At 63.4% G+C, this 11,580-nt stretch carries 5 protein-coding genes, 2 rRNA genes and 2 pseudogenes; 2 read left to right on the forward strand and 7 right to left on the reverse strand.

Annotated features, from left to right (window positions below):
* Positions 1–27: 27 nt before the first annotated feature.
* The 5 genes and pseudogenes from NEH16_RS08055 to thyX all read right to left on the reverse strand — a co-directional run bounded on the left by NEH16_RS08055 (position 28) and on the right by thyX (position 9,161).
* Positions 28–3,152, reverse strand: a 23S ribosomal RNA gene (locus NEH16_RS08055).
* 301 nt (positions 3,153–3,453) lie between these two features.
* Positions 3,454–4,979: ribosomal RNA gene (locus NEH16_RS08060) — 16S ribosomal RNA — on the reverse strand.
* The 16S and 23S rRNA genes sit together here, the layout of an rRNA operon.
* A gap of 556 nt (positions 4,980–5,535) precedes the next feature.
* Positions 5,536–7,220: pseudogene (locus NEH16_RS08065) on the reverse strand (ribonuclease J).
* 148 nt (positions 7,221–7,368) lie between these two features.
* Positions 7,369–8,268 (reverse strand): 4-hydroxy-tetrahydrodipicolinate synthase, encoded by a 900-nt coding sequence (dapA, locus tag NEH16_RS08070; RefSeq protein WP_020207390.1) that lies wholly within the window; start codon positions 8,266–8,268, stop codon positions 7,369–7,371.
* Between the two features lie 152 nt (positions 8,269–8,420).
* The gene (thyX, locus tag NEH16_RS08075; protein WP_073963626.1) at positions 8,421–9,161 is read right to left on the reverse strand and encodes an FAD-dependent thymidylate synthase; all 741 of its coding nucleotides are present in this window, start codon (positions 9,159–9,161) and stop codon (positions 8,421–8,423) included.
* A gap of 207 nt (positions 9,162–9,368) precedes the next feature.
* On the opposite strand from thyX, the gene NEH16_RS08080 reads away from it, so the two are divergent.
* Both NEH16_RS08080 and NEH16_RS08085 read left to right on the forward strand, forming a co-directional pair.
* Positions 9,369–9,608 (forward strand): hypothetical protein, encoded by a 240-nt coding sequence (locus NEH16_RS08080; protein WP_073963627.1) that lies wholly within the window; start codon positions 9,369–9,371, stop codon positions 9,606–9,608.
* Between the two features lie 94 nt (positions 9,609–9,702).
* Positions 9,703–10,253: pseudogene (locus NEH16_RS08085) on the forward strand (hypothetical protein).
* A gap of 69 nt (positions 10,254–10,322) precedes the next feature.
* Here NEH16_RS08085 and NEH16_RS08090 read toward each other — a convergent pair.
* Both NEH16_RS08090 and dapB read right to left on the reverse strand, forming a co-directional pair.
* Positions 10,323–10,808: a tetratricopeptide repeat protein gene (locus NEH16_RS08090; protein ID WP_265540559.1), complete on the reverse strand. Its 486-nt coding sequence runs from the start codon at positions 10,806–10,808 to the stop codon at positions 10,323–10,325.
* A gap of 11 nt (positions 10,809–10,819) precedes the next feature.
* Positions 10,820–11,572 (reverse strand): 4-hydroxy-tetrahydrodipicolinate reductase, encoded by a 753-nt coding sequence (gene dapB, locus NEH16_RS08095; RefSeq protein WP_265540561.1) that lies wholly within the window; start codon positions 11,570–11,572, stop codon positions 10,820–10,822.
* Between the last annotated feature and the right edge of the window lie 8 nt (positions 11,573–11,580).

The raw sequence follows: 11,580 nt of genomic DNA on the forward strand, positions 1-11,580 counted from the left end.
GAACTAACACAGTGGACGCGAGCAACTGAGGACAAGCCCTCGGCCTATTAGTACCAGTCAGCTCCACCCGTTACCGGGCTTCCACATCTGGCCTATCAACCCAGTCGTCTACTGGGAGCCTTAACCCTTCAAGAGGGTGGGAATACTCATCTCGAAGCAGGCTTCCCGCTTAGATGCTTTCAGCGGTTATCCTTTCCGAACGTAGCCAACCAGCCATGCCCTTGGCAGAACAACTGGCACACCAGAGGTTCGTCCGTCCCGGTCCTCTCGTACTAGGGACAGCCCTTCTCAATATTCCTACGCGCACAGCGGATAGGGACCGAACTGTCTCACGACGTTCTAAACCCAGCTCGCGTACCGCTTTAATGGGCGAACAGCCCAACCCTTGGGACCGACTCCAGCCCCAGGATGCGACGAGCCGACATCGAGGTGCCAAACCATCCCGTCGATATGGACTCTTGGGGAAGATCAGCCTGTTATCCCCGGGGTACCTTTTATCCGTTGAGCGACAGCGCTTCCACAAGCCACTGCCGGATCACTAGTCCCGACTTTCGTCCCTGCTCGACCCGTCGGTCTCACAGTCAAGCTCCCTTGTGCACTTACACTCAACACCTGATTGCCAACCAGGCTGAGGGAACCTTTGGGCGCCTCCGTTACCCTTTAGGAGGCAACCGCCCCAGTTAAACTACCCATCAGACACTGTCCCTGATCCGGATCACGGACCCAGGTTAGACATCCAGCACGACCAGAGTGGTATTTCAACGACGACTCCACAACCACTGGCGTGGCCGCTTCAAAGTCTCCCACCTATCCTACACAAGCCGAACCGAACACCAATATCAAACTATAGTAAAGGTCCCGGGGTCTTTCCGTCCTGCTGCGCGAAACGAGCATCTTTACTCGTAGTGCAATTTCACCGGGCCTATGGTTGAGACAGTCGAGAAGTCGTTACGCCATTCGTGCAGGTCGGAACTTACCCGACAAGGAATTTCGCTACCTTAGGATGGTTATAGTTACCACCGCCGTTTACTGGCGCTTAAGTTCTCAGCTTCGCCACCCCGAAGAGCAGCTAACCGGTCCCCTTAACGTTCCAGCACCGGGCAGGCGTCAGTCCGTATACATCGCCTTACGGCTTCGCACGGACCTGTGTTTTTAGTAAACAGTCGCTTCTCGCTGGTCTCTGCGGCCACCCCCAGCTCAAGCAGCAAGTGCTATCACCAGTGATGGCCCCCCTTCTCCCGAAGTTACGGGGGCATTTTGCCGAGTTCCTTAACCATAGTTCACCCGAACGCCTCGGTATTCTCTACCTGACCACCTGAGTCGGTTTAGGGTACGGGCCGCCATGAAACTCGCTAGAGGCTTTTCTCGACAGCATAGGATCATCCACTTCACCACAATCGGCTCGGCATCAGGTCTCAGACTTCATGCACGACGGATTTGCCTACCGTGCGTCCTACACCCTTACCCCGGGACAACCACCGCCCGGGCTGGACTACCTTCCTGCGTCACCCCATCGCTTACCTACTACAAGTCTGGTTCGTCGGCTCCACCACTACCCTCAACTCCGAAGAGATCGGGCCGGCTTCACGGACTAAGCATCGCCTGATTCAGTATTGGGCGTTTCAAAGCGGGTACCGGAATATCAACCGGTTGTCCATCGACTACGCCTGTCGGCCTCGCCTTAGGTCCCGACTTACCCTGGGCAGATCAGCTTGACCCAGGAACCCTTAGTCAATCGGCGCACACGTTTCTCACGTGTGTATCGCTACTCATGCCTGCATTCTCACTCGTGAACCGTCCACAACTCGCTTCCACGGCTGCTTCACCCGGCACACGACGCTCCCCTACCCATCCCAGCAGGCGTTGGCCCTTAATGCTGGAATGACACGACTTCGGCGGTACGCTTGAGCCCCGCTACATTGTCGGCGCGGAATCACTTGACCAGTGAGCTATTACGCACTCTTTCAAGGGTGGCTGCTTCTAAGCCAACCTCCTGGTTGTCTCTGCGACTCCACATCCTTTCCCACTTAGCGTACGCTTAGGGGCCTTAGTCGATGCTCTGGGCTGTTTCCCTCTCGACCATGGAGCTTATCCCCCACAGTCTCACTGCCGCGCTCTCACTTACCGGCATTCGGAGTTTGGCTAAGGTCAGTAACCCGGTAGGGCCCATCGCCTATCCAGTGCTCTACCTCCGGCAAGAAACACACGACGCTGCACCTAAATGCATTTCGGGGAGAACCAGCTATCACGGAGTTTGATTGGCCTTTCACCCCTAACCACAGGTCATCCCCCAGGTTTTCAACCCTGGTGGGTTCGGTCCTCCACGAAGTCTTACCTCCGCTTCAACCTGCCCATGGCTAGATCACTCCGCTTCGGGTCTAGAGCGTGCAACTCAAACGCCCTATTCGGACTCGCTTTCGCTACGGCTTCCCCACACGGGTTAACCTCGCTACACACCGCTAACTCGCAGGCTCATTCTTCAAAAGGCACGCAGTCACGACTGCATGTGCAAGCACATACAGCGACGCTCCCACGGCTTGTAGGCACACGGTTTCAGGTACTATTTCACTCCGCTCCCGCGGTACTTTTCACCATTCCCTCACGGTACTATCCGCTATCGGTCACCAGGGAATATTTAGGCTTAACGGGTGGTCCCGCCAGATTCACACGGGATTTCTCGGGCCCCGTGCTACTTGGGTGTCTCTCAAACAAGCCGTTGATGTTTCAGCTACGGGGGTCTTACCCTCTACGCCGGACCTTTCGCATGTCCTTCGCCTACACCAACGGTTTCTGACTCGTCTCACGGCCGGCAGACCGCAAAAGAGAGATCCCACAACCCCGCATACGCAACCCCTGCCGGGTATCACACGCATACGGTTTGGCCTCATCCGGTTTCGCTCGCCACTACTCCCGGAATCACGGTTGTTTTCTCTTCCTGAGGGTACTGAGATGTTTCACTTCCCCTCGTTCCCTCCACACTGCCTATGTGTTCAGCAGCGGGTGACAGCCCATGACGACTGCCGGGTTTCCCCATTCGGACACCCCCGGATCAAAGCTCGGTTGACAGCTCCCCGGGGCCTATCGTGGCCTCCCACGTCCTTCATCGGTTCCTGGTGCCAAGGCATCCACCGTGCGCCCTTAAAAACTTGGCCACAGATGCTCGCGTCCACTGTGCAGTTCTCAAACAACGACCAGCCACCCATCACACACCACAACGTGGTGCTGCACTGGGGCCGGCAACCGAAGGACGACCATGACGGCCGTACCTTCAGATACCCAACAGCGTGCCCGACCCGACCCGTTCCCGACCATGTTCCACGCTCCGAAGAGCAGTACTAACGGTCAACAACTTGCCGTGCCGAGTAGTCAACGTTCCACCCATGAGCTGACCACCGTCGAACATTTGCCGACGTAGTGGCTCTGGATTCCTTGCGGAATCTAGATGCTCCTTAGAAAGGAGGTGATCCAGCCGCACCTTCCGGTACGGCTACCTTGTTACGACTTCGTCCCAATCGCCAGTCCCACCTTCGACAGCTCCCTCCCACAAGGGGTTGGGCCACCGGCTTCGGGTGTTACCGACTTTCGTGACGTGACGGGCGGTGTGTACAAGGCCCGGGAACGTATTCACCGCAGCAATGCTGATCTGCGATTACTAGCAACTCCGACTTCATGGGGTCGAGTTGCAGACCCCAATCCGAACTGAGACCGGCTTTTTGAGATTCGCTCCGCCTCGCGGCATCGCAGCTCATTGTACCGGCCATTGTAGCACGTGTGCAGCCCAAGACATAAGGGGCATGATGACTTGACGTCGTCCCCACCTTCCTCCGAGTTGACCCCGGCAGTCTCCTGTGAGTCCCCATCACCCCGAAGGGCATGCTGGCAACACAGAACAAGGGTTGCGCTCGTTGCGGGACTTAACCCAACATCTCACGACACGAGCTGACGACAGCCATGCACCACCTGTACACCGACCACAAGGGGGGCACCATCTCTGATGCTTTCCGGTGTATGTCAAGCCTTGGTAAGGTTCTTCGCGTTGCGTCGAATTAAGCCACATGCTCCGCTGCTTGTGCGGGCCCCCGTCAATTCCTTTGAGTTTTAGCCTTGCGGCCGTACTCCCCAGGCGGGGAACTTAATGCGTTAGCTGCGGCACCGACGACGTGGAATGTCGCCAACACCTAGTTCCCAACGTTTACGGCGTGGACTACCAGGGTATCTAATCCTGTTCGCTCCCCACGCTTTCGCTCCTCAGCGTCAGTAATGGCCCAGAGATCCGCCTTCGCCACCGGTGTTCCTCCTGATATCTGCGCATTTCACCGCTACACCAGGAATTCCGATCTCCCCTACCACACTCTAGCCTGCCCGTATCGACTGCAGACCCGGGGTTAAGCCCCGGGCTTTCACAACCGACGTGACAAGCCGCCTACGAGCTCTTTACGCCCAATAATTCCGGACAACGCTTGCGCCCTACGTATTACCGCGGCTGCTGGCACGTAGTTAGCCGGCGCTTCTTCTGCAGGTACCGTCACTTTCGCTTCTTCCCTGCTGAAAGAGGTTTACAACCCGAAGGCCGTCATCCCTCACGCGGCGTCGCTGCATCAGGCTTTCGCCCATTGTGCAATATTCCCCACTGCTGCCTCCCGTAGGAGTCTGGGCCGTGTCTCAGTCCCAGTGTGGCCGGTCGCCCTCTCAGGCCGGCTACCCGTCGTCGCCTTGGTAGGCCATTACCCCACCAACTAGCTGATAGGCCGCGGGCTCATCCTTCACCGCCGGAGCTTTCAACCTTCTCCCAGGAGGAAGAAAGTATTATCCGGTATTAGACCCCGTTTCCAGGGCTTGTCCCAGAGTGAAGGGCAGATTGCCCACGTGTTACTCACCCGTTCGCCACTAATCCACCCCGAAGGGCTTCATCGTTCGACTTGCATGTGTTAAGCACGCCGCCAGCGTTCGTCCTGAGCCAGGATCAAACTCTCCGTGAATGTTTTCCCGTAATCGGGAGACACATCACGAGAGCGGAACAACCAGGTCGGAATATGACCCGTCGTCCACTGCGTCCTCGCTGTGTTTCGCCTACCCGGACCCGAAGGACCGTGCAGGACTTTTCAAAGGAACCACCAACCTGCTGAAGCAGGCCGGGGTATCAACATATCTGGCGTTGACTTTTGGCACGCTGTTGAGTTCTCAAGGAACGGACGCTTCCTTTGTACTCACCCGCAGAACATTTTCTGGGGCTTTCCTCCGGGCGCTTCCCTTCGGTCTTGCGTTTCCGACTCTATCAGACTCTTTCGTGTCCGATTCCCGGTCGAAGCGGGTCAAGCGATTTTCGCTTTCCAGTTCTTCGCTTTCGCGTTTCCCTTTCCGGCGGCTCCGACTTTATCAGAAGTTCTGAGTCGGAATTTCCACCCCCTCTCGGAAGCTTCGGGGCGCACGGATGCGCTCGCTGCTTCCCGGTGAGGTGGAGACGTAAACGTACTGGAGCGGGGCGCCCCGATGCAAATCGGGGGCCCCGCTCCGGAGTTCGCGCCTGTCGGAGGGTCAGACCTCGACGACGACGGGGAGGATCATCGGGCGCCGGCGGTAGGTGTCCGAGACCCACTTGCCCACCGTGCGGCGGATCAGCTGCTGGAGCTGGTGGGGCTCCATCACGCCGTCCTGGGCCGACTTGTTGAGCGCGTCCTCGATCTTCGGAACGACCGCCGTGAAGGCCGCGTCCTCGATACCGGAGCCGCGGGCCTGGATATGCGGGCCGCCCACGATCTTGCCCGAGGTGCTGTCGACCACCAGGAACACCGAGATGATGCCCTCGTCGCCGAGAATCCGGCGGTCCTTGAGCGAGGTCTCCGTGACGTCACCGACGGAGAGGCCGTCGACGTACACGTAACCGGCCTGGACCTTGCCGACGATCTTCGCCTTGCCGTCGATGAGGTCCACGACCACGCCGTCCTCGGCGATGACGATGTGGTCCTTGGGCACGCCGGTCAGGGCGCCGAGCTCGGCGTTGGCCCGCAGGTGTCGCCATTCGCCGTGGACCGGCATCAGGTTCCTCGGGCGGCAGATGTTGTAGAAGTACAGCAGCTCGCCGGCCGAGGCGTGACCCGAGACGTGGACCTTGGCATTGCCCTTGTGGACGACGTTGGCGCCCCAGCGGGAGAGGCCGTTGATCACGCGGTACACCGCGTTCTCGTTCCCCGGGATCAGGGAAGAGGCCAGGATGACCGTGTCGCCCTGGACGATGCGGATCTGGTGGTCGCGGTTGGCCATCCGGGAGAGGGCCGCCATCGGCTCGCCCTGCGAACCGGTGCAGACGAGCACGACCTCGTCGTCCGGCAGGTCGTCCAGGGTCTTGACGTCCACGACGAGCCCGGCCGGGACCTTCAGATAGCCCAGGTCACGGGCGATGCCCATGTTGCGGACCATCGAACGGCCGACGAAGGCGACCCGGCGGCCGTACTCGTGGGCCGTGTCCAGGATCTGCTGGATGCGGTGCACATGGCTGGCGAAGCTCGCCACGATGATGCGCTTCTGCGCATTGGCGAAGACGTTGCGCAGGACGTTTTGGATGTCCCGCTCGGGCGGTACGAAGCCCGGGACCTCCGCGTTCGTGGAGTCGGAGAGCAGAAGGTCGATGCCCTCCTCGCTCAGCCGCGCGAAGGCGTGCAGGTCGGTGAGGCGGCCGTCCAGCGGAAGCTGGTCCATCTTGAAGTCACCGGTGGCCACGGCCATGCCCGCGGGGGTGCGGATGGCGACCGCGAGGGCGTCCGGGATGGAGTGGTTGACCGCGACGAATTCGCAGTCGAAGACGCCGATGCGCTCACGCTGCCCCTCCGCCACCTCCAGGGTGTACGGCCGGATGCGGTGCTCCTGGAGCTTGGCCTCGATCAGCGCGAGGGTCAGCTTGGAGCCGATGAGCGGGATGTCCGGCTTCAGGCGCAGCAGGTACGGGACACCGCCGATGTGGTCCTCGTGGCCGTGCGTGAGGACGATGCCCTCGACGTCGTCCAGGCGGTCCCGGATGGTCGTGAAGTCCGGAAGGATCAGGTCGATGCCGGGCTGCTCCTCCTCGGGAAGAGGACGCCGCAATCGACGATGAGCAGGCGGCCGCCGTACTCGAAGACCGTCATGTTCCGGCCGATCTCGCCGAGGCCGCCGAGCGGGGTGACCCGGAGGGCGCCCTTCGCCAGCTTCGGCGGGGTGCCGAGTTCAGGATGCGGATGACTCAAAAGACTCTCCTTACCACGCGCGCCACGTACCGCTTGGGCACGTGGCGCGCATGTCATTCGTGCACTTGCTGTTGTCTTGGGTGGTGCTGTGCTGCGGGCTTACCGCGCGTTCAGCTGTGTATCGCGTATTCAGTTGTGAAGTCCGTTGTCAGAGCTCTACCCCGCCGGCGGCGAGATCGATCTTGAGCTGGGCCGTCTCCTGCGCGGTCAGCTCGACCAGGGGCAGCCGGAGCGGTCCCGCCGGGAGGCCCTGCAGCGTCAGCGCGGCCTTGGTGGTGATCACGCCCTGGGTGCGGAACATGCCGGTGAAGACCGGCAGCAGCTTCTGGTGGATCTCGGTGGCCTTCTGTACGTCTCCGCCGAGGTGGGCCTCGATGAGCGCCCGCAGGTCCGGGGTGACGACATGGCCGACGACGGAGACCACGCCGACCGCGCCAACGGACAGCAGGGGAAGGTTCAGCATGTCGTCGCCGGAGTACCAGGCGAGGCCCGAGCGGGCGATGGCCCAGCTCGCGCGGCCCAGGTCGCCCTTGGCGTCCTTGTTGGCGACGATCCGGGGGTGCTCGGAGAGCCGTACGAGCGTCTCCGTGTCGATCGGCACACCGCTGCGGCCCGGGATGTCGTAGAGCATCACCGGCAGGCCGGTGGCGTCCGCGATGGCGGTGAAGTGCCGCAGCAGGCCCTCCTGCGGCGGCTTGTTGTAGTACGGGGTCACGGCGAGGAGGCCGTGGACGCCGCTGCGCTCGGCGGTGCGGGCGAGCTCGATGCTGTGCCGGGTGTCGTTGGTCCCGATGCCGGCGACGATGTGCGCCCGGTCCCCCACCGCTTCGAGCACGGCCCTGACGAGCTGGTCTTTCTCCGCGTCGCTGGTGGTCGGGGACTCGCCGGTGGTGCCGTTGATGATCAGGCCGTCGTTGCCTGCGTCCACCAGGTGGGTGGCGAGCCGCTGCGCGCCCTCGATGTCGAGAGCGCCGTCCGCCGTGAACGGCGTGACCATAGCGGTGAGGACCCGCCCGAAGGGGGTCTGCGGAGTGGAGATCGGAGCCATGGGTAACACGCTACTCGCTGCTCGACGCACGGTGCCCCCTCGGGGGACAAGCAAGAGGAGCCCGGCACTGCCTGCTCGGGGGTTCAAGCAGTGCCGGGTCCGTTTGATCAGCCTAGATGAACTTCTCGAAACGCCGCAATACGGACACCGCCCTATGGGGCGACGCGTCCATTTTTGTTGAAGGCTGCATGGGTGAGCGGCATGAGCCGGGCCCAGTGGGCCTCCATCTGCTCGCCCACCATCTCGATCTCCCGCTGCGGGAACGAGGGCACCTTCGCCAACTCGTGCTGCGTGCGCAGGCCGAGGAAGTGCATCAGGGAGCGGGCGTTGCATGTGGCGTACATCGTGGAGAACAGACCCACCGGGAGAACCGCGCGGGCCACCTCGCGGGCCACGCCCGCCGCCAGCATCTCCTGGTACGCCTCGTACGCCTGCCGGTACGAGTCCTCCATGGCGCGGGTGGTGAGCGCGTGCTGCTCCGGCGTGCCCTCGACGAACTCGTACTTGCCCGGGCGGCCCTGCTGGATGAGCTTGCGGGACGTGTCGGGGACGTAGAAGACCGGCTGCAGCTCCCTGTAGCGGCCCGATTCCTCGTTGTACGACCAGCCGACGCGGTGCCGCATGAACTCGCGGAACACGAAGATCGGGGCGCTGATGAAGAAGGTCATCGAGTTGTGCTCGAACGGGCTGCCGTGCCGGTCCCGCATCAGGTAGTTGATGAGGCCCTTCGAGCGCTCGGGGTCCTTGGCGATCTCCTCCAGGGACTGCTCACCGGCCGTGGAGACACGGGCGGCGAACAGCACGTCGGCGTCGCCCGCGGCGGACTTCACCAGGTCGACGGTGACGTCGCTGCGGAAATGGGCCTTCGTGGGCTCGGGGGTGTCGTCGGTCACCGGCAGGGTCCTTCCAATGGCGTCGCTCGGGCGGCGACCACTCTACGGGCCGGGGTCGGGGCGTTTGACGGCGGCGTGGGTGGGGAACGTCTTTCCGGTTTTTCTCTGATTTCGTCGGGCGAATCGGCGATTCGGGGCACCGAATCGGGTAGTCGTGCGTCTGACTCGGTAGCACCACCCGAAAGAGACTCCAAGGAGAGCCACCCCATGTTCCGCCGGCGTGAATCCGTCCCGTTCTCGTTCGTAGCCGAGGCCGACCGGTTCCGCAGTAACGTCACACCGCCGCCCCTCCCTCGCAGTACGGTCTCCGAGCGGGTGGGACGCGCCCTGATCGGCCTCGTCGTCGTCGGCGGGATCGCGGGGTCGCTGCTTCTCGGCCTGCCGGCCCTGGGGCCCGAGCAGGCGCCGGCGCACACGCAGCAGACCGAGGCCGCGCACGGGCGCTGACCCGGACGGACCCCCTGGGGTGGTCGGTCCGGGCATCTCCTCGGTAGCCTCACCGGGCACAGCAATCGAGCGTGCTTGTGAGTGAGGATCAGTCGTGCCCCTGCCCTTTCTGACGGCCGACCGCGCGTTTGACGCGGACGCGGAGGACGTCGCGCTGCCGTTCGACGACCACGACAGCTGGCGGCGGCCCTACCGTCCCGGCCCGTGGCGGGTCGCCGCCGCGGCCGGTCTGCTGCTGCTCGCCTCGTTCATCCTCTTCGCGGGGATGATCATCGCGTTCGCCGGAGCGCTGCCCGGGGCGGGGGCGTGTCTCGCGCTCGCCCTCGCGATCATCCTGTGCGCCCTGCGGATGCTGCGGATCGGTGCCTGGGTGAGCCGGCACGGTGTGCGCCGGGTGGGCTTCTTCCGTACGACGACCGTTCCGTGGAGCCGGGCCACCGCCGTACGTACGGTGCAGCAGCCGGTGAAGTGGCTCGGGTTCCCCCGGACCGTGCAGGGGCAGGCGCTGATCGTCGTCCGTAAGGGCGGGGACGCGGTGCCGCCGTTGCTCACGGACTCCAACGCGGATTTTCTTGCGCGGGGGGAGGCGTTCGATCGGGCCGCGGACACGATTGAGGCGTGGGGGATGAGTATCGGCCGCGGTAGCGGCCTTCTTGGCGCGAGCCGTCCGGTGAGTGAGGTGTCCTCAATCGCCGGACGGCTCCTTTTTTGTCCTCAAACGCCGGACGGGCTGGAGTGGTCGCCCGACGGGCTGGGAGCGGCGTTGGCGCGGTGCAATGCGATTGCTCGTTGCATGGCCTTGCGGGCTCGGGGGGTGTCTCGGGCGTCCTGGTAGGCGACTGCCAGGCGGAACCAGCAGCGCCAGTCGTCCGGGGAGTCCTCCGTCTCCTCGCGGCGGCGTTCGAACACCGCGTCGGCGGAGGCCCGGTCGATGCGGCCGCTGGGGGTGCGCAGCAGTTCGTCGACGGGGAGGCCGCCCTCCGCGTCCAGTTCGGCGGCGAGGGCGTTGGCCCTGCGGACGAACTGGGTGTTCTTCCACAGGAACCACACGCCGATCGCCGGCAGGACCAGTACGGCGATCCCGAAGGTCACCGTGATGAGGGTGCCGTGCTCGATGAGCAGGACGCCACGGCTGCCGACCAGGACGAAGTAGAAGACGAGGACGGCAGCGGTGACGACGTAAGTGATCTTTGCGCGCATGGCGGGGCCAGTCAGTTCAGGTCGAGGAAGTGTTCCAGGCCGAACGTGAGGCCGGGAGTGGTCACCACGCGGCGGGCGCCGAGCAGGATGCCGGGCATGAAGCTGCTGTGGTGCAGGGAGTCGTGCCGGATGGTGAGGGTCTCGCCCTCGCCGCCGAGCAGCACCTCCTGGTGGGCCAGGAGGCCGCGAAGGCGTACCGAGTGGACGGGGATGCCGTCGACGTCGGCGCCGCGTGCCCCGTCCAGCGCGGTGCTGGTGGCGTCCGGCTGCGGGGCGCAGTCCGCCTCGCGGCGGGCCGCGGCGATGAGCTGGGCGGTGCGGGCGGCGGTGCCCGAGGGGGCGTCGGCCTTGTTGGGGTGGTGCAGCTCGATGACCTCGACGGACTCGAAGTAGCGGGCCGCCTGCTGGGCGAACTTCATGGTGAGGACCGCGCCGATGGAGAAGTTCGGTGCGATGAGCACACCGGTCTCCGGGGAGGCGGAGAGCCAGCCGTTGAGCTGCGCGAGCCGTTCGTCGGTCCAGCCGGTGGTGCCGACCACCGCGTGGATGCCGTGGCCGACGCAGTACTCGAGGTTCGCCATGACCGAGTCGGGGTTGGTCAGCTCGACGGCGACCTGGGCGCCGGTCTCGGCGAGGGTCTCCAGCGTGTCGCCCCGGCCGAGTGCGGCCACCAGCTCCAGGTCGTCGGCGGCTTCCACGGCTCGTACCGCCTCGGAGCCGATACGGCCCTTGGCACCGAGGACGGCCACGCGCAGCTTGCTCATTGCTCTGC

This window comes from Streptomyces drozdowiczii, from assembly GCF_026167665.1.
GTDB lineage: Bacteria > Actinomycetota > Actinomycetes > Streptomycetales > Streptomycetaceae > Streptomyces > Streptomyces drozdowiczii_A.

Coding starts and splice junctions, on each gene's coding strand:
- dapA (WP_020207390.1), bottom strand. CDS start 8,268: ATGGCTCCGATCTCCACTCCGCAGACCCCCTTCGGGCGGGTCCTCACC.
- NEH16_RS08080 (WP_073963627.1), top strand. CDS start 9,369: ATGTTCCGCCGGCGTGAATCCGTCCCGTTCTCGTTCGTAGCCGAGGCC.
- NEH16_RS08090 (WP_265540559.1), bottom strand. CDS start 10,808: ATGCGCGCAAAGATCACTTACGTCGTCACCGCTGCCGTCCTCGTCTTC.
- dapB (WP_265540561.1), bottom strand. CDS start 11,572: ATGAGCAAGCTGCGCGTGGCCGTCCTCGGTGCCAAGGGCCGTATCGGC.